The organism is Enterobacter sp., from assembly GCF_977039595.1.
Genome location: NZ_CDRQYH010000045.1, coordinates 1 through 23,976, shown reverse-complemented (window position 1 = coordinate 23,976; position 23,976 = coordinate 1). Strand labels below are relative to the sequence as shown.

General features: G+C 54.4%; 23 protein-coding genes and 1 pseudogene. 16 read left to right on the top strand and 8 right to left on the bottom strand.

The window, feature by feature from the left end; all coding sequences use genetic code 11:
• Positions 1-21 precede the first annotated feature (21 nt).
• Positions 22-720, bottom strand: a complete 699-nt coding sequence (locus ACWYRJ_RS14155; RefSeq protein ID WP_455508128.1) for a GNAT family N-acetyltransferase — start codon at positions 718-720, stop codon at positions 22-24.
• A gap of 201 nt (positions 721-921) precedes the next feature.
• On the opposite strand from ACWYRJ_RS14155, the gene ACWYRJ_RS14150 reads away from it, so the two are divergent.
• The 5 genes from ACWYRJ_RS14150 (at position 922) to ACWYRJ_RS14130 (ending at position 5,954) form a co-directional block, all read left to right on the top strand.
• Positions 922-2,490 (top strand): ABC transporter substrate-binding protein, encoded by a 1,569-nt coding sequence (locus ACWYRJ_RS14150; RefSeq protein ID WP_455508127.1) that lies wholly within the window; start codon positions 922-924, stop codon positions 2,488-2,490.
• Between the two features lie 97 nt (positions 2,491-2,587).
• Positions 2,588-3,601, top strand: coding sequence for an ABC transporter permease (locus ACWYRJ_RS14145; protein ID WP_149366059.1), 1,014 nt, complete (start codon positions 2,588-2,590; stop codon positions 3,599-3,601).
• Entirely contained in the window at positions 3,601-4,434 is an 834-nt protein-coding gene (locus ACWYRJ_RS14140; RefSeq protein WP_455508126.1) for an ABC transporter permease, read from the top strand. Before ACWYRJ_RS14145 ends, ACWYRJ_RS14140 begins: the two co-directional genes overlap by 1 nt.
• Positions 4,427-5,263: an ABC transporter ATP-binding protein gene (locus tag ACWYRJ_RS14135; RefSeq protein ID WP_455508125.1), complete on the top strand. Its 837-nt coding sequence runs from the start codon at positions 4,427-4,429 to the stop codon at positions 5,261-5,263. The genes ACWYRJ_RS14140 and ACWYRJ_RS14135 overlap by 8 nt, the downstream gene beginning before the upstream one ends.
• A complete protein-coding gene (locus ACWYRJ_RS14130) occupies positions 5,250-5,954 on the top strand; it encodes an ABC transporter ATP-binding protein (protein ID WP_455508124.1) in 705 nt (234 codons plus the stop codon). The genes ACWYRJ_RS14135 and ACWYRJ_RS14130 overlap by 14 nt, the downstream gene beginning before the upstream one ends.
• Positions 5,955-6,014: 60 nt before the next feature.
• Here ACWYRJ_RS14130 and ACWYRJ_RS14125 read toward each other — a convergent pair whose 3' ends face one another.
• The 4 genes from ACWYRJ_RS14125 to budA all read right to left on the bottom strand — a co-directional run bounded on the left by ACWYRJ_RS14125 (position 6,015) and on the right by budA (position 9,883).
• Positions 6,015-6,488 carry a cold-shock protein gene (locus tag ACWYRJ_RS14125; protein WP_111964451.1) on the bottom strand — a complete coding sequence of 158 codons (474 nt, stop codon included), beginning with the start codon at positions 6,486-6,488 and terminating at the stop codon, positions 6,015-6,017.
• A gap of 131 nt (positions 6,489-6,619) precedes the next feature.
• Entirely contained in the window at positions 6,620-7,390 is a 771-nt protein-coding gene (locus ACWYRJ_RS14120; protein WP_008499406.1) for a (S)-acetoin forming diacetyl reductase, read from the bottom strand.
• Positions 7,391-7,410: 20 nt separating this feature from the next.
• Complete coding sequence (gene alsS, locus ACWYRJ_RS14115; protein ID WP_115874439.1) at positions 7,411-9,090, bottom strand: acetolactate synthase AlsS; 1,680 nt, start codon at positions 9,088-9,090, stop codon at positions 7,411-7,413.
• 13 nt (positions 9,091-9,103) lie between these two features.
• Positions 9,104-9,883 carry an acetolactate decarboxylase gene (gene budA, locus ACWYRJ_RS14110; RefSeq protein ID WP_455508123.1) on the bottom strand — a complete coding sequence of 260 codons (780 nt, stop codon included), beginning with the start codon at positions 9,881-9,883 and terminating at the stop codon, positions 9,104-9,106.
• 105 nt (positions 9,884-9,988) lie between these two features.
• On the opposite strand from budA, the gene ACWYRJ_RS14105 reads away from it, so the two are divergent.
• The 8 genes from ACWYRJ_RS14105 to ACWYRJ_RS14070 all read left to right on the top strand — a co-directional run bounded on the left by ACWYRJ_RS14105 (position 9,989) and on the right by ACWYRJ_RS14070 (position 17,307).
• A complete protein-coding gene (locus ACWYRJ_RS14105; protein WP_455508122.1) occupies positions 9,989-10,870 on the top strand; it encodes a LysR family transcriptional regulator in 882 nt (293 codons plus the stop codon).
• A gap of 228 nt (positions 10,871-11,098) precedes the next feature.
• On the top strand, positions 11,099-11,962 hold the full coding sequence (locus tag ACWYRJ_RS14100; RefSeq protein ID WP_455508121.1) for a MurR/RpiR family transcriptional regulator: 864 nt from the start codon (positions 11,099-11,101) through the stop codon (positions 11,960-11,962).
• A 120-nt stretch (positions 11,963-12,082) separates the two neighbouring features.
• Entirely contained in the window at positions 12,083-13,411 is a 1,329-nt protein-coding gene (locus ACWYRJ_RS14095; RefSeq protein ID WP_455508120.1) for an aspartate aminotransferase family protein, read from the top strand.
• Positions 13,408-13,962 (top strand): carboxymuconolactone decarboxylase family protein, encoded by a 555-nt coding sequence (locus ACWYRJ_RS14090; RefSeq protein WP_181574023.1) that lies wholly within the window; start codon positions 13,408-13,410, stop codon positions 13,960-13,962. Before ACWYRJ_RS14095 ends, ACWYRJ_RS14090 begins: the two co-directional genes overlap by 4 nt.
• Positions 13,963-14,087: 125 nt before the next feature.
• The gene (gene glnH / locus ACWYRJ_RS14085) at positions 14,088-14,840 is read left to right on the top strand and encodes a glutamine ABC transporter substrate-binding protein GlnH (RefSeq protein WP_455508119.1); all 753 of its coding nucleotides are present in this window, start codon (positions 14,088-14,090) and stop codon (positions 14,838-14,840) included.
• A 50-nt stretch (positions 14,841-14,890) separates the two neighbouring features.
• A complete protein-coding gene (gene glnP / locus ACWYRJ_RS14080; protein ID WP_024906945.1) occupies positions 14,891-15,547 on the top strand; it encodes a glutamine ABC transporter permease GlnP in 657 nt (218 codons plus the stop codon).
• A gap of 2 nt (positions 15,548-15,549) precedes the next feature.
• The gene (glnQ, locus tag ACWYRJ_RS14075) at positions 15,550-16,272 is read left to right on the top strand and encodes a glutamine ABC transporter ATP-binding protein GlnQ (RefSeq protein ID WP_111964479.1); all 723 of its coding nucleotides are present in this window, start codon (positions 15,550-15,552) and stop codon (positions 16,270-16,272) included.
• A 21-nt stretch (positions 16,273-16,293) separates the two neighbouring features.
• Positions 16,294-17,307 (top strand): C45 family autoproteolytic acyltransferase/hydolase, encoded by a 1,014-nt coding sequence (locus tag ACWYRJ_RS14070; protein WP_455508118.1) that lies wholly within the window; start codon positions 16,294-16,296, stop codon positions 17,305-17,307.
• Here the strand turns inward: ACWYRJ_RS14070 and gstA are convergent.
• Positions 17,301-17,906, bottom strand: a complete 606-nt coding sequence (gene gstA / locus ACWYRJ_RS14065; RefSeq protein WP_455508117.1) for a glutathione transferase GstA — start codon at positions 17,904-17,906, stop codon at positions 17,301-17,303. The two genes, ACWYRJ_RS14070 and gstA, sit on opposite strands and share 7 nt — an antisense overlap.
• A 120-nt stretch (positions 17,907-18,026) precedes the next feature.
• Here gstA and ACWYRJ_RS14060 point away from each other — a divergent pair.
• The 3 genes and pseudogenes from ACWYRJ_RS14060 (at position 18,027) to ACWYRJ_RS14050 (ending at position 20,982) form a co-directional block, all read left to right on the top strand.
• Positions 18,027-18,911 (top strand): annotated as a pseudogene (locus ACWYRJ_RS14060) (LysR family transcriptional regulator).
• Positions 18,912-19,323: 412 nt separating this feature from the next.
• Positions 19,324-19,779 carry a hypothetical protein gene (locus ACWYRJ_RS14055; RefSeq protein ID WP_455508116.1) on the top strand — a complete coding sequence of 152 codons (456 nt, stop codon included), beginning with the start codon at positions 19,324-19,326 and terminating at the stop codon, positions 19,777-19,779.
• Between the two features lie 225 nt (positions 19,780-20,004).
• Positions 20,005-20,982 carry an HNH endonuclease gene (locus ACWYRJ_RS14050; protein WP_455508115.1) on the top strand — a complete coding sequence of 326 codons (978 nt, stop codon included), beginning with the start codon at positions 20,005-20,007 and terminating at the stop codon, positions 20,980-20,982.
• A 135-nt stretch (positions 20,983-21,117) separates the two neighbouring features.
• On the opposite strand, the gene ACWYRJ_RS14045 is transcribed toward ACWYRJ_RS14050, so the two are convergent.
• Both ACWYRJ_RS14045 and ACWYRJ_RS14040 read right to left on the bottom strand, forming a co-directional pair.
• The gene (locus ACWYRJ_RS14045) at positions 21,118-22,167 is read right to left on the bottom strand and encodes an HNH endonuclease (protein WP_109081112.1); all 1,050 of its coding nucleotides are present in this window, start codon (positions 22,165-22,167) and stop codon (positions 21,118-21,120) included.
• Between the two features lie 196 nt (positions 22,168-22,363).
• Positions 22,364-23,869 carry a hypothetical protein gene (locus ACWYRJ_RS14040; protein WP_455508114.1) on the bottom strand — a complete coding sequence of 502 codons (1,506 nt, stop codon included), beginning with the start codon at positions 23,867-23,869 and terminating at the stop codon, positions 22,364-22,366.
• Positions 23,870-23,976 lie beyond the last annotated feature (107 nt).

Sequence of the window (23,976 nt, the reverse complement as noted above, 5' to 3'; positions counted from 1 at the left end):
GCTGTACCCTACATAAAAAACTTATAACCGAAACGCCTCAAGCCGCTTTATCTGCCGCCCTTCATGGTCAAAATTCTCCGCCGCCAGCCAGGCGCGCAGCTCCGCGTCTCTTTGTGGCAATTCGCCGTCAATAACAGAAAGCATATCGCTGTCGCGGTTGCGCCCTTTGCGCACCAGCTTCTGGCGCAGGCGCCCTTCCCAGACAAACCCCAGCCGCTCCGCCGCCCTGCGTGAGGCCACGTTCATGGAATCACACTTCCACTCGAGGCGCCGGTAGCCGTGCTCAAACGCATTTTTCAGCAGCAGCCACACCGTTTCGGTGCCGATACGGGATCCTTTCATTTTACGCGACCAGGTGACGTGTCCTATCTCCACCGACCCGAGCAGCCGCTCGTTGGCCATATAGCTCACCAGCCCTACCGCCCGCTCGGTGCGTAAATCAATGACGGCAAACGGCACCAGCTCATCGTCCATAACCTTCGCCACGATCCAGTGCGCGGTGGCTTCCACGCTCGTGGGCTGCGTGCTGGCAAGCCACGTCCAGTCGCTGTCGTCGCCCAGCGCGTAGGCCTCAAAGAGATCGGCCGCGTGGCGATCGGCGTCCAGCGGCTCCAGGCGACAATACTGGCCGAACAGCGGGGTGCGGGTTAATACGCGCGCGCCTTTCCAGTCCGGAACGATATCGTTAACGGTTTGACCATGTTGATTGATTTCGGGCACGGCGGTGACTCCCTGAAAGGTAAGGCATTTGTTATAGCAGGTTAAAAAGCAGGCGAAAAGCAGCGTGTTTTAATAGCCCGAGCGCATGCGATATTTCCGGAAGGCATAAGTAAAGCTGAATTTCGACTTTGCGGAATGTCACACTCGACCTAACGTAGCGGAGCATAAAACAATCACAATATATTCTTCTCAGGGATCGCTATGACAAAAAAACTGTTGCCGTTACTGGTGCTGGCTGTGCTCTCAGGCGCTGTCCACGCCGCTACTCCGCCCAACACGCTGGTGGTTGCCCAGGGGCTCGATGATATCGTGAGCCTCGACCCGGCCGAAGCCAACGAGCTCTCCAGCATCCAGACCGTCCCGAGCCTGTACCAGCGTCTGGTGCAGCCGGACCGCGATAACCCGGAAAAAATCACGCCGATTCTGGCAGAAAGCTGGGAAGCGGACGCGGCAGCAAAAACCCTGACCATCAAGCTCAAGCCCGATGCGAAATTCGCCTCCGGCAACCCGCTGCGCCCGGAAGACGTAATTTTCTCTTACACCCGCGCCGTGACGCTGAACAAATCCCCGGCCTTTATTCTCAACGTGCTGGGCTGGGACGCGAGCAACATCGCCAGCCAGCTGAAAAAGGTGGACGATCACACCCTCCAGCTTCACTGGACGGCGGACGTGAGCCCGTCGGTGGCGCTGAATATTCTCTCCACGCCGATTGCCTCTATCGTGGATGAAAAAGAGGTCGCCGCGAACGTGAAGGATAATGACTTCGGCAACGCCTGGCTGAAAATGCACTCGGCGGGCAGCGGCGCGTTCAAAATGCGCGTCTATCAGCCGCATCAGGCCATCGTGCTGGAAGCCAACGACTCCGCCCCCGGCGGCGCGCCGAAGCTGAAAAGCATCATCATTAAAAACGTCCCCGATCCGGCTTCGCGCCGCCTGCTGATCCAGCAGGGTGATGCGGACGTGGCGCGCGATCTCGGTGCAGATCAGATAAGCGCCCTGGACGGCAAGCCGGGCGTGAAGGTGCTGAGCATCCCTTCTGCGGAGCAGAATTACCTAGTGTTTAACACCGGCAACAGCGCCAACCCGCTTCTGAACAACCCGGCGTTCTGGGAAGCCTCGCGCTGGCTGGTCGATTATGACGGCATCACGAAGAACCTGCTGAAAGGCCAGTATTTTGTTCATCAGAGCTTCCTGCCGGTCGGCCTGCCGGGCGCGCTGGAAGACAACCCGTTTAAGTTTGACCCGGCAAAAGCGAAAGCCATTCTCGCCAAAGCGGGCATTAAGGACGCGCACTTCACGCTGGACGTGGAGAACAAGCCGCCGTTTATCACCATTGCCCAGTCAATGCAGGCGAGCTTTGCGCAGGGTGGCGTGAAGGTGGATCTGCTGCCTGCAGCCGGGAGCCAGGTCTATGCCCGCGTGCGCGCTAAGCAGCATCAGGCGGCGATTCGTTTGTGGATCCCTGACTACTTCGATGCGCACTCCAACGCCAGCGCCTTCGCGTGGAACGACGGTAAATCCAGCACCGTGGCCGGTCTGAACGGCTGGAAAATCCCGGAGCTGAACAAGGCCACGCTGGCGGCGGTTGCCGAGCCGGATCCGGCGAAGCGTCTGGACCTGTACAAGAAAATGCAGGAACAGCTGCAGCAGAGCTCGCCGTACGTGTTCGTCGATCAGGGCAAAACCCAGATCGTGGTGCGCGATAACGTGAAGGGGTATCAGCAGGGGCTGAACGCGGATATGGTCTGGTACGATCGCGTCACGAAGTAGCCCTTGTTGCCGGGTGGCGCTGCGCTGACCCGGCCTGTGTTATCGGTTTTTGTAGGCCGGGTAAGGCGAAGCCGCACCCGGCATGAAGAGATTTCCCATGCCACATCTTTCCACCCGCGTGCTTCAGGGCCTGCTGACCCTGCTGCTCACGCTTTTCGGGCTGCTGCTCGTCACGTTTGCGCTCTCGGCGTTTTCACCGGTCGATCGCGTGCTGCAGATCGTCGGCGATCACGCCAGCCAGTCGACGTACGATCAGGTTCGCCACCAGCTAGGGCTGGATCGGCCCCTGCCCGTGCAGTTCTGGCATTACCTGCAAAACCTTGCCCACGGGGATTTAGGCACCGCCAGCGCCACCGGCCAGCCGGTGCTGCAGGATCTGCTGCACGCCTTCCCCGCCACGCTGGAACTGGCAACGCTGGCATTAATCATCGGCGCCGTGCTCGGCGTGACTGCCGGAGTGCTGTGCGCTCGCTACGCCGGTTCGCCGCTCGATTTAGCCATCAGAACCCTCACCCTGCTCGGCAACTCGGTGCCGATTTTCTGGCTCGGCCTGCTGATGCTGGCCCTGTTCTACGCGAAGCTGCAGTGGAGCGCGGGTCCCGGCAGGCTGGACGATCTCTGGCAGTTCACCGTCGAGCCGCGTACCGGCTTTGCGCTGATAGATACCTGGCTTTCCGGCGATCGCGAGGCGTTGCGCAACGCCCTCAGCCACCTGGTGCTGCCGGTGCTGCTGCTGGCCTATTACTCGCTGGCAAGCATTACCCGCCTGACGCGCTCGGCCTGCCTGAGCGAAATGAACAAAGAGTACATCCTGCTTGCCCGCGCAAAAGGTGCCGGGGAGATGGCCATCCTGCTGCGACACGTCCTGCCTAACATTCGCAGCACCCTGCTGACGGTGATCGCGCTGGCCTACACCAGCATGCTGGAGGGCGCGGTATTAACCGAAACCGTCTTTTCATGGCCGGGGATCGGGCGCTATCTCACCACCGCCCTGTTCGCAGGAGACACCACCGCGGTCATGGGCGGCACGCTGCTGATTGGCGTCTGCTTTGTCCTGATCAATAACCTTACCGACCTGCTCGTGCGGGCAACCGATCCCAGGGTACGCTGATGCCGTTATATCTCTTCTTACGCCGGCTGCGCCGCTCCCCTGCCGCATTTTGCGGGCTGGTTGCCATCGCGCTGCTGGGGGTTATTGCCCTGTTCGCGCCGTTGCTGGCCCCGGTTGACCCGAACTGGCAGGACGCCGCCGCGCGCCTTCAGGCACCCAATATCCAGCACTGGCTGGGCACCGACAGCTACGGGCGCGACCTGCTTTCACGTCTGATTTACGGCACCCGTCCGGCGCTCGGGCTGGTGGCGCTGGTTACCGTCATTACCCTGCCCGCCGGGCTGCTGGTGGGAATTTTGTCCGGCTACTACGGCGGCTGGCTGGAGCGCATCCTGATGCGTTTTACCGACGTGGTGATGTCGATGCCTCGCCTGATCCTCGCCTTCGCGTTTGTGGCGATGCTTGGCCCGGGGCTGGTCAACGGCGCGCTGGCGCTGGCCTTAACCACCTGGCCCGCATACGCGCGTCAGGCGCGGAGTGAAATTCAGCGTCTGCGCCACAGCGACTACCTGGCCGCCGCGGAGATGATGGGCATTCGCGGCCTGCGCCTGCTGGTCGGGCATATTCTGCCCCTGTGTTTGCCGTCCGCGATTGTGCGGCTGGCGCTTGATCTGGCAGGCATTATTCTGGCCGCCGCCGGTCTCGGCTTCCTCGGCCTTGGCGCACGTCCGCCCATGGCCGAATGGGGAGCGATGATTGCCGACGGCATGCAGGTGATTTTCGACCAGTGGTGGATTGCCGCCATTCCGGGCGGGGCCATCCTGTTTGCCAGCCTGGCGTTTAACCTGCTGGGCGATGGCCTGCGCGACGTTCTGGAGCCACAGCATGACTGAACCCCGCGTCATCGTCGATGCGCTGAATATCGACTACCCCGCCGCGCGCGTGGTCAACAATCTGAGCTTTACGCTTGGCAACGAGCGGCTGGCGCTGGTGGGGGAATCCGGCTCCGGCAAGTCCATGTCCGCCCGCGCCCTGATGGGTCTGGTGCGCAAACCCGGTATTGTAAGCGCCAACCGGCTTAACGTGCTTGGCAACGACCTGCTGACCCTGAACGCCCGCCGCTGGCAGGCGCTGCGCGGTAACGGGATTGCGATGGTCCTGCAGGACCCGCGCTACGCGCTGAATCCGGCGAAAAACGTCGCCGCTCAGCTTGATGAGGCGCAGACCCTGCATCAGCGCCTGCCCCGCGCTGAACGCCTGGCGCGCATTCACGACATCCTCCGCGCCGTCGGACTCAACGAACATGTCCTCCAGCGCTATCCCGGCGAACTCTCCGGGGGCATGGGCCAGCGGGTGATGATTGCGATGGCGCTGATCAACAACCCGCAGGTGCTGATTGCCGATGAACCCACCTCCGCGCTGGACGCCCGCCTGCGCAACCAGATCCTCGAGCTGCTGGTGCAGCAGTGCGAAGAACGCCAGATGGCGATGCTGTTAATCAGCCACGATCTGCCGCTGGTGGCGGAGCACTGCGACCGCGTGCTGGTGATGTATCAGGGCGAAAAGGTTGATGAGATGGCGGCAAGCCATCTCCCGCAGGCGACGCATCCGTACACGCGAACCCTGTGGACCTGTCGTCCAGACGCTAATACCTATGGGCAGATGCTGCCGACGCTCGATCGTTCGCAGCCGTGGAAGGAGGCCAACGATGGCGCTCGTTGAGGTTAACCAGGTGCAGGTCACCTTCGGGGAAAAAACGGCGGTTTCGGCCGCCAGCTTTAGCATTGAGAGAGGCGAGACGTTCAGCCTGATCGGTGAATCCGGCTGCGGCAAATCGACCCTTCTGCGCGTGCTGGCTGGGCTGCAGCGCGAGTGGCGCGGCAGTATTGCGCTACTGGGAGAAGCGTTAACGCCAGGACGACGTTTTAAAGGCGAGCTTCGCCGCAACGTGCAGATGGTATTTCAGGATCCGTGGGCGTCGCTGCACCCGAACCACACCATTGCGCGCACCCTGTCGGAGCCGTTAAAAATCCACGGCGAAACGCAGATTGCCGAAAAGGTGGCGGATGCGCTGCAGCAGGTGGGGCTTTCCGCCGACGCGGGCAGGCGCTACCCGCACCAGCTTTCCGGCGGCCAGCGCCAGCGCGTGGCTATTGCCCGCGCGCTGCTGCTGCGCCCGCAGCTTCTGCTGCTGGACGAGCCGACCTCGGCGCTGGATATGTCGGTGCAGGCGGAGATCCTGAACCTGCTCAACCGTCTTAAGGCCGAGCACGAGATGACCTATCTGCTGGTGAGCCACGACGCGGACGTGATTGCCCATATGTCCGACCGGGCGGCGTTTATGGCGCACGGGGCGATCCAGAAGGTGTTTGACCGTGAGGCTATGTTAAGAGGCGAGCACAGGATGGGGTAAACCGTGCGGCGGCGCGGGTTTTCCAGGCCGGGTAAGGCATCGCCGCCACCCGGCCTACAATTACTTCAGCAGCTTCACCGTGGCATCAATGTCGATCTCATCTTCGGTGAAGATCAGCGTCGTGTTCTGGAAGGTGGTGATCGCCAGCTTCTTCACCGTGCGCATTTCGCCCGGCTTTTTATCAGATTTCGGCTTGATGCTGTTCATCAGCAGCCCCACCGACAGCACCGCATTCTCTTTGTCGATTTTGGTATCGGCAGGCTCTTCTTCGCTGAACACCACGAAGGACTTGATCGAGCTGAGCTTCACGCGCTCGCCTGCGATATAGAGATGTTTGCTTTCGGGGATCACCTTCACCGCGTAGGCGGAAAGGCCTTTGTTGTTGGTCGTTGGCTCAAAGGTCACCGCGGCATCTTTCTTAATCAGATCGGGGTTCGCGACCTTAATCACATGAAAATAGCGGTTGTCGCCGTTTTCATCTTTGATAAATCCAAAGCCTTTATCTTTAAACCACGTTGTGATTGTACCGTTCATCGCTGTTACCGCCTGTCAGATCGTAATGACTAAAGTTTTGCAGCGCGCAGTGTAATGCACAATGGATGAGGAGACAAAAAAAAGCCCCTGCACGGGTGCAGGGGAAAACTCATGTCAGAGCTTATTAGAATTTAGTTGAACACCATCCCGCCATCGATGAGCAGAGACTGGCCGGTCATGTAGTCGGAATCCGGTCCCGCCAGGTATGAAACGCAGGCGGCGACATCTTCCGGTTCGGACAGGCGGCCAAGCGTGATGCGTTTGGCAAAGGTTTCGGTACCGTAGCCGAGCGGTTTACCCGCCGCCTCGGAAACCTGACGGTCAATCTCTGCCCACATCGGCGTTTTAACGATGCCCGGGCAGTAGGCGTTAACGGTGATCCCCAGCGGAGCAAGATCCCGCGCGGCGGTCTGGGTTAGGCCGCGCACCGCGAATTTACTGGAACTGTAGACGGCCAGCTCGGGGTTGCCGGTGTGGCCCGCCTGGGAGCAGGCGTTGATGATTTTGCCGCCGTGCCCCTCTTTGCGGAACGCGTCAATCGCGGCCTGGATCCCCCAGATCACCCCTTTCACGTTAATGTTGTAGACCTTATCGACAATCTCTGGCGTGATGGATTCGATTGGCGTGGACGGAGCAACCCCGGCGTTGTTAACGATCACGTGGAAACCGCCCAACGCGGTGCGGGCTTTCTCTACCGCCGCAAATACCTGCTCGCGGTCAGAGACGTCCACCTTCACGGCAACGGCGTTACCGCCGTTGCGGATGATTTCATCGGCCACGGCTCTGGCCGTCTCCGCGTTATAGTCGGCGATGGCGACGGCAAAGCCATCCTTCACCAGGCGAAGCGCAATCGCTTTACCAATCCCCTGGCCTGAGCCTGTTACGAGAGCAACTTTTTGCATTTCTCTGTCCTTATGTTGAGTCACAAAATCTGGCTGAGATGGAGCTGGCCCATCAGCAGCGGGTTATCGCTGTAGTCAACGGGAATGGCCACCACGGCCGGGCCATCCACATCCATCGCCGCACGCAGCGTGGGTTCGAGCGCGTCGGCGCTCTCCACGGCAAAGCCTTTCGCGCCAAAGGCGTCGGCATAGACTTTGAAATCGACCGGGCCGAACTCGACGCCGGAAAGACGCTGGTATTTTTTCTCTTCCTGAATGGCAACCATGTTGTAGCCGTTATCCACCCAGATGATGTGCAGCACGTTAGCGTTGAGGCGCACCGCGGTTTCCAGCTCCATGCTTGACTGCAGGAAGCCGCCGTCGCCGGAGACCGACACCACCTTGCGGCGCGGGTTGACCAGCCACGCGCCAATCGCCCACGGCAGCGCGACGCCCATGGTCTGCTGACCGTTGGAGATCATCACCTGACGCGCACGGAAGCTGTAGAGGTAGCGGGCGATCCAGATGTGGAAGCTGCCCATATCCACGGTGAGGGTCACGTCGTTATTGACGATGTCCTGCATGGCCCGCACGATGCGCAGCGGATGCAGGGCGAACTGATTAAGCGAGGCGCCGCGACGATCGAGCAGATCGCGCTGATGCTGGCGATCGACCAGAATTTCGGAGGCCCGCTGGCTCAGCTCGAGCTTATGGTCGATACGGTTAGCGAGCAGGTTCAGCGTTTCGGCAATGTCCCCCACCAGCTCCAGATCCGGCACGTAGTTACGTTCTTCATAGGCAGGCAGCACGTCAATGTGCACCAGCGTGGCGTCGCCGCTGTTCCACATGGACGGCTCGTACTCCACCGGGCTGTAGCCGATGCAGATAATCAGATCCGCCAGATGGAGCAGCCGGTCGCCCGCCTGGTTATTGAAGAGACCGACGCGTCCGGCGAAGCGGGTGAAGTGCTCCTGATTCACCGCCCCGGCGGCCTGATAGGTGCTGGTGACCGGAATACGGCTTTTCTCCAGCAGCTTGCGCAGCGCGGCGCTGTTGGCGGGCTGGCTCGCCATCAGCCCCAGCAGGATGACCGGGTTTTTGGCCTTTTCGATAAGCTTCGCCACGTCGTTAATGGCGGATTCCGGTGCCGGGCCCATCAGCGCCGGGCCGCTGGCAGGCAAAATTGCTCCCGTGGCGGGCTGGTCGACAATATCCTGCGGCAGGCTGACAAAAGCGCCCCCCGGCCTGCCGTGCTCGGCGGCGCGAAACGCGTTGGAAACCACCTCAGCAATCGCGTCCGGCGCACTCACTTCGACGGCGTATTTCGTGACCGGGCTGAACATGGCGACGGTGTCCATGCTCTGGTGCACCAGTTTGGCTTTATCTGCCCGCTTCACCGCCCCGCCCAGCGCCACGACCGGGTCGCCTTCGCTGTTGGCGGTGGCAATGCCGGTGATCAGGTTCGAACAGCCGGGCCCGGAGGTCACCAGCGCCACCCCGGCCTTGCCGGTCAGACGCCCTACCGCCGCCGCCATGAACGCCGCGTTCGCTTCGTGACGCACCGGAATAATCTCGATGGAGGAATCCAGCAGGGAGTCAAAGACCTTGTCGATTTTCGCCCCCGGGATCCCGAACACCTGCTTCACGCCCTGCGCTTCCAGCTGGCCGACAACCAAATCGGCGCCGTGCGCCCACTGACGTGACTGTTTCTCACTGTTCACGATAGTTCTCCTGTTAGTTTTCGACGGAACGGATCGCTGCGTCCAGATTGCTGGGGTGAAGGTTGGCCTGTAAAAACGCGTTGTCGGCGGGCAGGTCAATCATCAGCTTGTGAATTTCACCGAAGGTGAGCACGCCGCTCTCCAGTTGGTAATCGAGCAGATGGCCCCCGCCCTGACGGTCGTCGGTGATGAAATGTTCGTGGTAGCCCGCCACGTTGATGCCCTGCATATGCTGTGGCGTGCGGAACCCGACCAACACGCCTTCACGCTGGTTAAAGCGGAACACCGGCTGGTCGTCCAGCACGTCGGTCATCGCGCGGTACGGCGGCTTCTGGCGCGGTACGGTGCGGGTGTGGGCGTGGCGGAAATTGCCGTCAATGCGCAGCGCGCAGAACAGGTTATCGGAGGGGATCTGCTGGTCGATCGCGTCGTGGATCTGCTGACGGCTGACCGGCGCATTGAAGGTGATACGATACTGCGGCTGGAACCAGGTCATCACCGCGAACGGCGTTTTCTGCTCCGGCTTCGCGGCACGCGCACTGCCGTCGGCGCGCAGCTGGTATACCTTGCTGCTGAAGGCAATCATTTCGCCGTCCAGCTCGTTGAAGGTGCCCAGGCCAAAATCACCGTGTGCCAGCAAATCGGCGATGGTGGTCTCCCCTTCGTACACGCCGCTTAGCAGGGCGCTCATTAGCGATGTCTGGTAGATCACGCTGTCAGGATGCTGGGCGGAAAACCCGCGCAGGGTCTCGCACAAGCTGGCCTCACAGTCGCAGGCAGATGAATGCATCATCGTGCTCGTCCTCTTCAACTTTATTTAGAAAGGTTAAATAAATGTTGACCCGATTCAGCAGAGAGTTCCAATATAGAAACCATGCTGGTTTGAGACGTTTTAGATATGGAACTTCGTTATCTGCGGTATTTTGTCGCGGTTGCACGCGAGCGACACTTCACCAGGGCGGCCGAAGCGCTGGGTATTTCACAGTCTCCTCTGAGTCAGCAGATCAAACGGCTCGAAGAGGAAGTCGGCACGCCGCTGTTCAGGCGCCTGACGCGGGGCGTGGAGCTGACAGAGGCGGGAGAAGCCTTCTACGAGGACGCCTGCAAGATCCTGGCGCTGAGCGACGCCGCGCTGGAAAAAGCCCGCGGCATCGCGCGCGGGCTGAACGGAAACCTGTCGATTGGCATCACCAGCTCCGACGCTTTTCATCCCAAAATTTTCGCGCTGATTCGCCAGTTTCAGGTGCAGAACATGGCGGTACAGGTTCACCAGGTGGAAGCCAATATGTCGTCGCTGACGACGATGCTGGCGGAGGGTGAACTGGATATCGCCTTCGTGCGCCTGCCGTGCGAGAGCAGCAAGGCGTTCGAGTTAAAAATCCTCGACCGGGAGCCGATGGTGGTGGCGCTGCATCGCGACCATCCGCTGGCGGCGTGCGGTTCGCTGGCGTTAGAGCAGCTTCGGGATACGCCAGTAGTGTTGTTCCCGCAGGAGGTCGCGCCGGGGCTGTACGAGCGGGTTCACGGCTGCTGCGAGCGGGCCGGAATCGACGTGCAGCACGCGCTGCAGTCGTCGCAGCTTTCCTCCTCCCTGAGCATGGTTTCCGCCGGCGGCGGGTTCGCGCTGGTGCCGAAATCCATGGCGGCCATTTCTCCGCCGAATGTCACCTACCACGCGCTGAGCTCGCCGGAGCTTTATACCGATATCGCGCTCTGCTGGCGGCGGTTTGAACGCTCGCGGACGGTGAAGCGGTTTTTGACGATGCTGAACGAGGGGTGACGGCAGCGCGGCTGTGCCCGGCGGCGCTGCGCTTGCGCGGGCCTACGGTTGGGGACGCGGTCAGGTTGGGTTTCACACGCCTGATGCTCTCTGTTCAGCTCCCCGTTGACTTATTTACGCTGTGTTTTCATCATCCGTTTCCGGGACAACGCGAGTCCGTTCAGTCTGCGAAGATCGAACGTCACTTGACAACTGCAGCGCTAACCTTAAAAAGCAGGACTATTTGCTATGAATCCAAGGGAAAATATTGTCAGTACATTCAGTGAGTTGTCTGCAGAATTACAGCGTGCTGCCGAGTTCTCGCTACAGAATACCAATCAACTGGTCGTGCTATCGATGCGCGCCTTCGCAAGTGAAGCCGGTGTGAAACCCGCCACGCTGCTGAGGTTGGCGCAACGATTAGGCTACAACGGCTGGGGTGAACTCAAGGACGCATTCATTGATGAACTCGGACTGCGCAATGATACATATGTATCTAAAGCCGAGAAGCTGATCGCCAAAGGCACTCAGCCTCAGCTTTATGAAGAGGTGTTTCAGGCGCATCAGGCAAATTTGGCTTTTACACAGCACGAAAACCATCAGGCGATGGAGCAGGCCGTATCGCTGCTGGACGCGGCTGAGAATGTCTATATTTGCGGCTTCCGGGCCAGCTTTCCTATCGCCTGGTCGCTGTTTTATGTCTATCGACTGTTTAATCGTCAAGCGTCGCTCATTGATGGTCTGGCGAGCAACATCGAAGTGTTCACGCGTGAATTAACAGCACAAGATTGCCTGTTACTCACCAGTTTTGCCCCCTATTCCCGTGAGTCGCTGGATGTCCTGCGCGCAGCCCGGCAGGCGGGCGCGACAATCGTCGCCATCACGGATTCTCCCGTCTCGCCATTAGCCCAGGCTGCCGATTGCACGCTGCTGTTCTCTATCGACAGCCCGTCATTTTTCCCTTCCGTAGTGTCGGGTATGGGGCTCGCCGAGTGTTTACTGGCGATGCTGGTCGCGCGACATGGTCGGGATGCAGTGAATAAAATCGAAAATGCTGAACGCTATCTTATCGACTCTGGTGCCTATGTGGTCCCTGGGAACCCTGAAAAATGATTCATTTGCATTCGGCATAAGAAAACAGAATGCATTTGGATCAAAATGAAATTGACGCGATACAAATGGATCCTGCAAGATGCGCTTTATTAGCACAGCGCATTCAGGAGCAGGACCCGCATGACCCATATCATTCACCGCAGTTTACGCAGCACGCCCGCCGTGGCGGTACGCGCCCAGGGGGCGTACATTTTTGATGCACAGGGAAAACAGTATCTGGATGCCTGCGGTGGCGCCGCCGTTTCGTGTTTAGGCCACGCGCATCCGGACGTGCTGGCTGCGATGCATCGCCAGATCGATCGGCTGGCCTATGCCCACACCAGTTTTTTTACCAGCGACACCGTTGAACAGCTTGCTGAACAGCTGACGCGCACGGCGCCTGGCGATCTTAACTATGCCTATTTCGTTTCGGGCGGTTCGGAAGCGGTTGAAACCGCGCTTAAGCTGGCGCGCCAGTATTTTGTTGAGATCGGACAGCCGTCGCGCACCAAATTTATCGCCCGTAAGCAGAGCTATCATGGCAATACCCTTGGGGCGCTCGCGGTAGGAGGCAACGAATGGCGTCGCCGCCAGTTTGCCCCCTTGCTGATCGACGTGATCCGCGTTTCGGCCTGCAATGAATATCGCGACCGCCGCGATGACGAAACCCAGCAGCAATACACCACGCGCCTGCTCAACGAGCTGGAGCAAGCCATTATTGAGGCCGGTCCCGACACCATTATTGGTTTCTGTGCTGAAACCGTGGTGGGGGCTACCACCGGCGCCACGCCGCCCACCCCGGGCTATCTTAAAGGCGTGCGCAACCTGTGTGATAAATACGGCATCCTCTATATCGCGGATGAAGTCATGTGCGGCATGGGACGCACAGGCACATTGCATGCGTTTGAACAGGATGATGTGGTGCCGGATTTGGTGACCATCGCGAAGGGGCTGGGGGGCGGCTATCAGCCGATTGGCGCAGTATTAGCGAGCGAGAAGGTTGTCTCAGCGCTGCAGGCAGGTAGCGGTCTGTTCCAGCACGGGCACACCTACATTTGCCACGCGACCGCCGCTTCCGCAGCCCTGGCCGTGCAGCAGGTGATTGCGCGCGATAATTTGCTGCAGGCGGTCAGGCAACAGGGGGCTTACCTGCACAACGCATTGCGTGAAGTGCTGGGGGAATTACCGCACGTCGGTGATACGCGCGGGCGCGGCTTGTTTGCGGGGGTTGAGCTGGTGCGCGATAAAGCCAGCAAAACCCCCTTCGATCCTGCCCTGAAGCTGCATGCAGCAATCAAAGCAAACTGTATGTCACGTGGGCTGATGGTCTATCCAATGGGTGGAACCATTGACGGACAGTACGGCGACCATATCCTGATCGCACCACCGTTTATCGTCACGCCTGGCCAGCTCGACTTTGTGATGGACACGCTGAACACCGTGATTCGCGAAGAGACCAGCAAATTATGATCAATCGTTTACCGCCGCTGGCGGAGCATGAGTGGGACGACCAGCAGCGCGCGTTGGCCGAAGAGATAATCAACGGGCCCCGCGGTGCGCTGCTGCCACCTTTCGAGCCGCTGCTGCGCAGTCCAGAGCTCATGGCGCATGCGCAACGCATGGGAGAATACCTGCGTTATCGCAGCGCGCTGGGACAGCGCCTGTCGGAACTGGCGATTTTGATGACCGCGCGGCACTGGTCGCAGCCTGTTGAGTGGGCGATTCACGCGCCGATAGCGCGCGAGAAGGGTATTTCTGCCGCGTCGGTGCAGGCGATTAATGAAAAGCGTCTTCCAGAGGATCTGCAGCCGGATGAATGGGCGGTCTATCACTTTTGCAAGGAGTTACAGGAGCAGCAGAAGGTCAGCGATGCCACCTGGCAGCACGCTATCGCGCTCTGGGGCGAGAAAGGCGTGGTGGATCTGATCGGCATCAATGGCTATTACAGTTTTCTCTCAATGGTAATGAACGGCGCACAGACGCCGGTACCCGACAGCCGGGATGAGATTATTCCCGCATAAGCTTTCGCTTTAAATCTGGCGCATGAAAGTGCGCCCTGCATATCAACTTTTTATTTTCCCATTCCGCCGATGTATTTCGCCGGGTGACATTCATGCACGCTACTTCACTGACGCCGAGGGTTATCATGTCTGGATTATTCACTAAATTAAAAGTTACGTTAGCGCTGGTCGCTTGCTCCGCCAGTTTTGTGGCACAAGCGCAGGATAAATTAACGGTTGGTGTGGATACCGCCTTTGTCCCCTTTGAATTTAAACAAGGCGATAAATACGTCGGCTTTGATATTGATTTGTGGGATGCCATAGCTAAAAAAATGGATGTCAGCTACGAATTACGCCCGATGGATTTTGGGGGACTGATCCCGGGTTTACAATCACGCAATCTGGATGTCGCCATGGCGGGCATTACGATAACCGACGCGCGTAAACAGGTCGTCGATTTCAGCGACGGTTATTATGATGCTGATTTATTAATGGCGGTGAAAAGCAGCGATAACACCATTACTAAATTCAGCGATTTAGCAGGAAAGAAAGTGGGATTAAAGCAGGGAACGGCGGCGGCCAGCTTTATGAAAAGCAAATATAAGGCGAACTATGTTGAATTCCCGAATATCGACAACGCCTATCTTGATTTGCAGGCCGGTAACCTTGATGCCGTGGTGCATGATTCCCCCAACGTGCTCTATTACGTAAAAACGGCGGGTGATGGCAAAGTGAAATCGACCGGCGAGACTGACAGCATTCTGCCGCAGCACTATGGCTTTGCCATGCAGAAGAACAGCGCTCTGACGCCGAAGATCAACGCTGCGCTGCATGCGTTACGTGCGGACGGGACGTACAGCAAGATTTACGTGAAGTGGTTTGCTAAACAGCCAAAATAATCCCGCCAGGTCGGAGCGATCCGACCTCGTTGCATCTTAACGGGTAATATATGAATTTCGACAGTAAATATATTTGGGAGTCCCTGCCGCTGCTGTTGCAAGGACTACAACTGACGCTGATTATTTCATTATCAGGTTTATTGGGTGGTTTTGTTATTGGCCTGCTGGCGGGAACCTGCCGGGCGCTCGGAGGAAAAATATCAAAGACAGTCTCTTTAGTCTTTGTCGAGTTAATCCGCGGAACGCCTATTATGGTGCAAGTGATGTTTATTTACTTCGCACTCCCCATGGTGTTACCGATTCATATCGACCCGGTAACGGCGGCCATTACGACCATTGTGATTAACTCAGGCGCTTATATTGCAGAAATCACCCGAGGAGCGATCCTCTCAATTAATAAAGGTTTTAGAGAGGCCAGCCTGGCAATGGGATTATCCCAGCGCAGCACGCTATGGCATGTCATTATGCCGCTGGCATTACGCCGTATGATCCCTGCGTTAGGTAATCAGTGGATTATCAGTATTAAAGATACCTCGCTGTTTATTGTGATTGGTGTGGCGGAATTGACTCGTCAGGGGCAAGAAATTATTGCCGGTAATTTCCGCGCGCTGGAAGTCTGGACCGCAGTGGCAATGATCTACCTGCTGGTGACGCTGTGCCTGAGTTTCCTGCTGAAGCAACTGGAGAAGAGGATCCATATTTTATGAGCATGGTTGAATTTAGCGCGGTGTCGAAAAATTTCGGTGCCACTCGGGTGCTGCACGACATCAATTTAAAAATTGATGCTGGCGAAGTCGTGGTGATCATCGGACCTTCCGGTTCGGGCAAATCGACGCTGCTGCGCTGCATTAACAAGCTGGAGGAAATTTCCTCCGGCACGCTGCTGGTAGCGGGAATGCATATTACCGATCCTCACGCTAACGAATGTGATATCCGCCGTGAAGCCGGGATGGTGTTTCAGCAGTTCCATCTGTTTCCCCACCTGACGGCGCTGGAGAATGTGATGTTTGGTCCGGTTCGCGTACGCAAACAGAGCAAAGCCGCCGCGCGGGAACAGGCGCTGGCGCTGCTGGACCGCGTTGGCTTACGCGAACGCGCCAGTCACTACCCATCAGAGCTCTCTGGCGGTCAGCAGCAACGCGTGGCCATCGCCAGAGCCCTGGCGGTGAAGCCGAAAATGATGCTGTTCGATGAGCCGACATCAGCGCTGGACCCCGAATTACGGCATGAGGTGCTGAAAGTCATGCGCTCGCTGGCAGAAGAAGGCATGACTATGGTGATTGTGACCCATGAAATCGGCTTCGCCCGCGATGTGGCATCGCGGCTCATCTTTATTGATGGCGGTACCATTGCCGAAGATGGTCCACCTGATATGCTGCTGAATAGCAGTCGCAATCCACGCCTGAAAGAATTTTTGCAACACGTATCCTGAATAGAAGTGAATGATAACCCTATGAAAAAAATCGACATTCGTGGTTCCGCTTTTGCAGTAGGTCAGGCGCTTGGCGCGTTCGGCCGCGAGGCCTGGCATGCAAAACTGACGCAAACGGCCTTGTGGCAAACCGTTACCGCCATGAAAGACGCAGAACAGACCCGGAGCATGCGCTCGCGGGTCCAGTCTCAATATCCCCCGATCTGGCAGGAGCTGGAAGGTTTGGCCGAGGGCCTGGATGCACCGTTTGATGAGGTGTTTGCCTGGAACTGCCGTGGCGATCTGGTGCGCTCAACCTCCGATGGCTGCACCACGGTAGCGGGAAGCACCGCTGAGGGAGAGCTGATGATCGCGCATAATGAAGACGGTTTCCCGCAGCTTCGCAATGACTGCGCCATCGTCAGCATCACCCCGGATGACGGCCTGGCGTTCACCAGTTTTGCTTATCCGGGATCGATTTGCGGACATACCTTCGCCGTAAACGAAAAGGGCGTAGTGAATACGGTGAATAACATACGCGCTTTGCACCGTCCGGACGGCATGCCGCGCCAGATACTTGCCCGCGCCGCGCTGAATGCCGCCACGCTAGCTGAAGCCATCTCCATACTGACTACCGAGCCACGCGCCGGTGCATTTCACCATACGGTGGGACAAATGGGAGACAGCCGACTGTTTAGCGTGGAGGCTACGGGAACAGGCTGTTCCGTTATGCCGCTGCGGGAGGTTTTCGCCCATGCTAATCACCTTATCCACCCTCAGCTTGATGCGGTTGAGCAGGTGATCACTGACAGCTCCCGGTCACGCCAGCAGCGGCTAAACGCCTGGCTGGAGACGCAATCTCACCTTGATGATGCGGCAGCACTGGGTATTCTTTCAGACCAGCATGATCCCGCGCTCCCGATTTATCGTCTCTCGCCACAGGACCCGGATGAAGAGAACACGCTGGCCACTGCCGTCTTTACCCTGAGCACGTCGGACATAAAATGGCAGATATTCACTCACGATCGGCAAAAACCCGCTTTAGAGTCTCACTGAGTCGCTTCCGCAACTAATGCGGCCTGCACCGCTGGACGGGCACTGATTTTTTCCCTGTACTCCAGCAACGCAGGCCAGGGGCTCAGCTCAATGGCGAAGAACCTGGCCCACCCCAGCACGGTGAAAAGATAGGCATCTGCCACGCTGAATGACGCTCCCGTCAGATAAGCGCTGGTGGAGAGCGTCTCCTGAAGAAAATCGAACAGCCTGAACAGCTTCTCGCGAAAAATAGTTTTGACCTCTTCGGGCAGCGCGCGGTTGAAAAGAGGTGCCGATCCGGCGTGTATTTCACTGGTGATAAAGTTAAGCCATTCCTGAAGCCGCACCCGCTCCCAGCTATCTGCTCGCGGTGCCAGCCCCCTCTCCGGCTTGAGGTCCGCGAGGTACTGCAAAATCGCTGGCCCTTCGGTCAGTATTTTCCCGTCATTCAACTCAAGCGCAGCGACATACCCTTTAGGGTTAATGGTCAGGAAGTCGCGCCCGTCAGCGGTATGCTTGCTCCTGTTGTCCACTTTAACCAGTTCAAACTCAATCGCCAGTTCGCGAAGCACGATATGGGGTGAGAGTGAACAGGTGTCCGGGGCGTAATAGAGTTTCATAGTCTCTCCGTTAAAGCGGCTAAGTGATAAAGATTCGGTTTGCCTACACTGTGCTTAACGCCGCTCTCACTGTAAAATTAATGATTCATAAATCAACTATTAGCTGAACTACTGATACCCATGATGAATCTTTTGCACTGGCGCCTGGTGGTTGCCGTGGCGGACGCGAGTAACATTTCGCGTGCTGCTGAAGAGGTCGGCATGACGCAGTCGGGCGCCAGCTAGGCGATCGCGCAGTTAGAGGCCGCACTAGGATTTGCGGTATTCACGCGTGAGCGACGCCACATCGGCGTAACGGCCCTGGGCGAGCAGGTGGTCAAAGAGGCAAGGAGCATGCTGGCGCGACTGGACGCCATCCGCGTACTGGCGGATGAGAGCCAGGGCTTAAGTGGCGGGCGCATTCGTCTTGCCAGTTTTCCTTCGGTGACATCCACATTTTTGCCAGGACTGCTGCGGGACTTTAAGCGCCTGCATCCTGAAATCGAGGTGGTTGTACTGGAAGGGACGGACCAGGAAGTTGAGGAATGGATTGCGGCAGATACGGTTGATCTGGGTGTGGTCATGAATCCTGTTCCCGGACGCGCGGATGCGATCCTGGGACAGGATGCATGGGTCGCGGTGCTGCCGGCCAGCCACCGTCAGGCTCGTGATGCACGCGCACGCGGCATCACCCTTGAGGAACTGGCAGACCAGCCTTTTGTACTCGCCACAGGAGGTTGTGCCGTTAATGGAAAAAGCCTGATGGAACAGGCTGGCTTGCGGTTGTCTGACGTACGCGTGACCATCCGCGACTGGATCAGCGCCTGCCTGCTGGTACGCGAAGGTATGGGCGTCGCGCTTATACCGGAATCCGCCCTGCCAGGTGAATTACGCGGTTTGTGCATCGTGCCCGTGACGCCTTCGCTGTGCCGGGAGTTTGGGTTGGTTTGTTCGCATGCGGGCAAATCTTCCCGCGCGACGCAGGCGTTATTAGAAGGGTTGAGCAAAATGAAAAGGTCTGCGTGAAGGGAGTTATTGATGATCCCACATTAATACCCCATGACGTGAGGAGGTTTGGTGTTTTCGTGGGCAGGGTAAGGCGTAGCCGCCACCCGGCAATGCCCTTCTGGAAGCCACCTCGCAAACCTGCAAGCAACCTTATGTAATTCAGGGGCATCCCTTTTCATCCCTTCTTCACGGTCGTAAAGTGCCTGCGTTGCGGCACATCCGTAACCGGGCGTAGGAACCCGTTTAACATGACTCGGCAATTATTTTTGTCGCGACAGCGCTCATCCCGTTAAAATACGGTCGCGCTGGCGGAGCAACCGAAAGGTTGGCCGTTTTGTCATGTGCGGCATTCCTACCTCCGTCAGCGCTACCACCCATGAGCGTAGGAACTTATGTGGTGGTCTGGATTTTTTTTGAAAAGGAATACTACATGACAACTATCCATACCCTGACTTACGCACTTTCTGAGGAAAGCGATGTTTATCACCTTCTCCACCTGCAACTTCCCGATTCTGCGGATCTCTTTGAACTGGCTGACGCCTGCACTGCGTATGTGAGCGTGCTGGTGGAAACTGACGATGCGGTGACGTTTGCCACACTCTGTGAGCGATTGCTGGCTGCGCTTAAGCGGCTGCGGGAATGCTGCGATGACGAACTGCCTTCGTATCTGGTTGAACAGTTGATCGCAGGGGAAAAGATTACCTCCTGCGTGCCGGACTGCTGGCAAGAGACGACGCTGCAAGTAGACTATGCCGTAGCGTTAACGCTGGCGGTGATGGGCGGGACACTGCCTGCGGGCGTGGCGAAAGAACTCACCGGGCTACTGCATGATATGGTCTGGCTGCTGGCTGAGTTTGTGAAGGAGCCGTATATTTCGGCGCATTGAGGCGGATGATGGGGGGCCGGGATTCTGCTAGGTTAGAAGCAGGATTTCGGCCTTACGCAAAGTACAGCGCTGTTTGTTGAATGTTCATTAGGAGCGAGGAGCATACATTAGAAGCTATCATCTATACTTGAAGTGCTACAGAAGATCATAAATTGTACACTCTGTTCTCAACATCCCATTATTGCTTTATGATCAATTGTAATTTTTTATGATGGAATCAAACGGATGAATCAGAAAGCATGGTCTTTTAAAGCAGTAGGTAATGATGATCTCCGGTACTTTGGGAATAATGGTTATCACGATGACTCAACTAGTTTTTATCAATATGACAATTTTGTACCAAACCATAAGCAAGTCAAAAAAGGAGATATTGTCATAATAACTGATAGGAATAACGTTCTGGGTATATCAGTTATAGATAATTTATCATCTTCCCCATATCTAAAAGCTCGTAACCGATGCCCATATGAGAATTGCACACCAGCAAAATTGCCCCTTCGAAAATCAAAAAATCCAAAGTGGCGATGCAGCAATGATCATGAATTTGAGCAGCCCAAAGTAGAAAACGTGCCGGCACTCAAATTTAAAGCTGAGTATAAGCACAACTACATGCCCATTAATTCTATCTCCATGATGGATTTAGTAACTCGTACACCGCGATACAACGTTCAAAGTTCAATTCAAGAAATTGATTTTGAATGGGCAAGTAGTCTATTTAGTGGCATCATTCAGTTGGAGTCTTCTGAAGCTGACATTGATGATACTTGTCTCGATGTAGATGATCAGCGCAAGGCGGTTTTACGGCAAATTAAGCAAAGGCGCGGGCAAAAAAGTTTCCGTGACAATTTGTTAAATCAAGAAGCAAAATGTGCAGTAAGTGGCTGTGAAATAGTTGATATCCTCGAAGCGGCACATATCACTGCATACAAAAATGATACACATAATCATGTCAGCAATGGACTATTATTGCGCTGTGATATGCATACTCTTTACGATCTGGATCTATTTGCAATCGAACCGAACTCATTCGTAATTTACTTTTCCCCACAGATCAAAGATAAAGAGTACATAAGATATCATGGTAAAAAGCTGCATGTAACGTATAAAGTTAACCATGGAGCTCTTGTCGAAAGATGGAAAAGGTTTGCTAAAAAATATGATTTAGATGAAGTTAACTCGCTAAATCTAATCATGCATAGTTAAACAATATTCTCAATAAAATTTATATTTAGTTAAGCGGTTACCATGTTTATAGTCCACTCTTAACCAAGAGTGGACATGATTTAATTCCATCAATTCCTTCGAGAGCGAGGAAGTGACGTTTCTGGATTAAGTGCATTAACCATAATTATATTTATCACTCCAATATTGCCGATGATTTTGCAAATGAGTGATTAACGGCCAGTCTTTCTTATCTTTTGGCAACCTAAGGTACCTGCCATCTAACTCTGCATATTCCGTCCCAACGAGCTGTTCAGATATTCTTATTTTTAGCTCAGCATCAATCCAGAGCAAACCACGATCAAATAAAGTATGAATATCTGTTTTCAATAATAAACCATGCTGGGCGCGGGTATGCCAGGAACCGGCATAAGGTGTTATATGAGCAGCCTCTAGTAACACCTGGATAGAACAACCTGTTACCGCACATCTGCCGTCATAAGCTTCGATTAGTTTTCGTCTAAATACGGGTTGTCCTTCCCGAACAATAACTTCACGTAAAGCCTTTAGACGGATGTCACCTTCATCCTCCGGCGACTCCGTGAATAATTCATCCCTCATTTCAAGTACTAACCGATCATATGGCCTTGGGACAGCAATCTGAACTGGTGTTCTCCCATCATCGCCAATATCCCATATACCGTGCAGTTCTTGGATATATAGTTCATACCGTGTATTTCGTAGGTTTCCTGTACGAAACAACACGTCGTATGGATTGCCCTGGTCAGTACGAGCGCTTTTACGGCTACCAAGATATCGATAACGTGAATTGCTATTAACAGTTAATGCATCCAGTTGAATGCGAATCTCGGTTTCTTTCAGAGTGGCGTTGCTGTTACGGATCCACTTAACAATATTTGCAGCAGAGGCGGAACCGAGTTGTGTCACGGCATACCATACACGTAGGTATTGTGGATAGTGCATTTCTTCAGGGATGATACCCGACTCACTAGCAACAAATGTTGAGAAATTATGATGACGCATCCACTCTCCCCATTGGCGAGAATGTGTACTAATACCTATACGATGTGGTTCGCGTTTACCAATTTCGTCATTAAATTCCTGGCGGGAGGGGGCTCGGCCTAGTTTCTCATAAAGTTCATCACAGCACTCCCATACAGCCCGTACCAACGGACCTTGTGGATATCCATCTTTGCGCAGATTCAAAATTATTCTCCGTCAATAAACATATCTTGAAATAAGTGAGATCCAACTCTGACATATAACTCGCAACAATTAATCAGACTTCTGTGAGCAAGAAGATGACTAACCCGCTCCGTGCCGACCTGTCACCTTGATTTAATAAACGAGTCTCAGGAAGTTGCTGTAACACTTTTGCGACATTTTTTAAGAGGGACCTAATTTACAGTCCCATCAACAATCTTGAAATTCTCAATTTGTCGATACCAGTTCCCTTAGATGCACGATATTTAAGATTCATTTTGACAAACTTTAGCCATTTTCCCTCGTCCTCTAAATCACCATGCAATGATCCGCCAGAGTATCGATTTATTAGGGCTGTTCTAACACTATGCCATTTTGACATATCAATACTAAGCCATAGATCAACAAATTCATGAGGTTTGAAACTTGCTAGAATCGGAATATAACCATATATATTTATCTCTCTGAAGCCATTTCTAGAAATTTGTTCACAAAACTTTCCGGTATCTTCCTTTAAATTTGTTTTCAGCTCAGCTCTAAAAATTGGATATTTTTTTCTTAAGGATATTTGTCTATGCTCCATTAATATTTTGTACAATTTCGCTGAGTATTTTCTATAAGAATCATTTATCCAAAATCCATATCCATAAGCTGAATCACGAATTGGATCATATTCTGTGAAGAGATCAGCGGGTAGGAATTTATCATTACATTGTAATTTTTTAACGTAGTCTAAAAAAAATGAATATATTTCATCAAAACTTTTATCAATATGTTGAGCATCTGATAATAAAAACAATACATTGATAGAATGCTGGATTTCACCGTTTTCGACTAACTGCATATTCTCAAAGAGAGCATAAAGTTCTTCTAACGCTTTATCCACCTCTTCAGTTTTGCATGAGTCGAAGCTCAAGATAGTAAACCAAGGTCCATAGCTCTCTGGTTTCATAAAATGACGGCTTTTACTTATGCAGTCATGGATTTGCTCTTTTATATATACGCCATTAATAATCGTATTGATTAAAATTTCATTTGAAATCAAATCACTTTCAATATTTAAGAGGACTTCGTTTTTTTTATAATTCTTTTTTATTGTATCAAATATATCTTCTGCATTTTTATCCTTATTCATGTAATAATAAACAGAATTTCTTGATTCAATGTCTTTGTCTCTTAATTGACCTAGCCTATAGTTTATATCTATTGCGGTAAACAAAACAAATAATTCTGACAATAATCTTTTATCATTATATAAATTTTCAGGAATACAAGGTAGGAACCTTGCACAATCATTAATTACGTAATCTAATACTCTTAATGATTTACATTGCGAAGCAATAAAAGATTTATAAATAATATCTTTAACACTTTCAAAAGCTTTTGGTGCCTTGCTTCTTTTGATAAATTGATTAAAGGCGCCCTGAATATCTGGTGAGACTTTTAGAATTTGCCCGAAGATTTTTTCTTTTTTATCTGTCAAACCTTCCTGTAATTTTTTATCATGCGCAATTACAATCACTTTGCATTGATGGTGTTCGATGTATTTATTTATTGCACCAAATATATCTTCTTGATCTATTTTACACCTTTCCAAATCATCAAAAATGATTGACTTGGAGTTATCAACCTTTTCTTTTATAAGAGCATTTGCTATGTTTCCGATTAATGGCCCTAATGCGAGTGTTAAGGAAGGTGCGAACAAGTTCCTGATATGAGATCATCATATTCATCCGGAGCGCATCCCAGAGGGACATCATGAGCCATCAACTCACCTTCGCCGATAGTGAATTCAGCACTAAGCGCCGTCAG

What these genes read in the sequence shown, in the direction of transcription:
- ACWYRJ_RS14050 (WP_455508115.1), top strand. Translation starts at nt 20,005, where the DNA reads ATGAATCAGAAAGCATGGTCTTTTAAAGCAGTAGGTAATGATGATCTC.
- glnP (WP_024906945.1), top strand. Translation starts at nt 14,891, where the DNA reads ATGAATTTCGACAGTAAATATATTTGGGAGTCCCTGCCGCTGCTGTTG.
- ACWYRJ_RS14095 (WP_455508120.1), top strand. Translation starts at nt 12,083, where the DNA reads ATGACCCATATCATTCACCGCAGTTTACGCAGCACGCCCGCCGTGGCG.
- glnQ (WP_111964479.1), top strand. Translation starts at nt 15,550, where the DNA reads ATGGTTGAATTTAGCGCGGTGTCGAAAAATTTCGGTGCCACTCGGGTG.
- ACWYRJ_RS14145 (WP_149366059.1), top strand. Translation starts at nt 2,588, where the DNA reads ATGCCACATCTTTCCACCCGCGTGCTTCAGGGCCTGCTGACCCTGCTG.
- ACWYRJ_RS14120 (WP_008499406.1), bottom strand. Translation starts at nt 7,390, where the DNA reads ATGCAAAAAGTTGCTCTCGTAACAGGCTCAGGCCAGGGGATTGGTAAA.
- ACWYRJ_RS14070 (WP_455508118.1), top strand. Translation starts at nt 16,294, where the DNA reads ATGAAAAAAATCGACATTCGTGGTTCCGCTTTTGCAGTAGGTCAGGCG.
- glnH (WP_455508119.1), top strand. Translation starts at nt 14,088, where the DNA reads ATGTCTGGATTATTCACTAAATTAAAAGTTACGTTAGCGCTGGTCGCT.
- budA (WP_455508123.1), bottom strand. Translation starts at nt 9,883, where the DNA reads ATGATGCATTCATCTGCCTGCGACTGTGAGGCCAGCTTGTGCGAGACC.
- ACWYRJ_RS14090 (WP_181574023.1), top strand. Translation starts at nt 13,408, where the DNA reads ATGATCAATCGTTTACCGCCGCTGGCGGAGCATGAGTGGGACGACCAG.
- gstA (WP_455508117.1), bottom strand. Translation starts at nt 17,906, where the DNA reads ATGAAACTCTATTACGCCCCGGACACCTGTTCACTCTCACCCCATATC.
- ACWYRJ_RS14125 (WP_111964451.1), bottom strand. Translation starts at nt 6,488, where the DNA reads ATGAACGGTACAATCACAACGTGGTTTAAAGATAAAGGCTTTGGATTT.
- ACWYRJ_RS14140 (WP_455508126.1), top strand. Translation starts at nt 3,601, where the DNA reads ATGCCGTTATATCTCTTCTTACGCCGGCTGCGCCGCTCCCCTGCCGCA.
- ACWYRJ_RS14130 (WP_455508124.1), top strand. Translation starts at nt 5,250, where the DNA reads ATGGCGCTCGTTGAGGTTAACCAGGTGCAGGTCACCTTCGGGGAAAAA.
- ACWYRJ_RS14150 (WP_455508127.1), top strand. Translation starts at nt 922, where the DNA reads ATGACAAAAAAACTGTTGCCGTTACTGGTGCTGGCTGTGCTCTCAGGC.
- ACWYRJ_RS14135 (WP_455508125.1), top strand. Translation starts at nt 4,427, where the DNA reads ATGACTGAACCCCGCGTCATCGTCGATGCGCTGAATATCGACTACCCC.
- ACWYRJ_RS14100 (WP_455508121.1), top strand. Translation starts at nt 11,099, where the DNA reads ATGAATCCAAGGGAAAATATTGTCAGTACATTCAGTGAGTTGTCTGCA.
- ACWYRJ_RS14105 (WP_455508122.1), top strand. Translation starts at nt 9,989, where the DNA reads ATGGAACTTCGTTATCTGCGGTATTTTGTCGCGGTTGCACGCGAGCGA.
- ACWYRJ_RS14055 (WP_455508116.1), top strand. Translation starts at nt 19,324, where the DNA reads ATGACAACTATCCATACCCTGACTTACGCACTTTCTGAGGAAAGCGAT.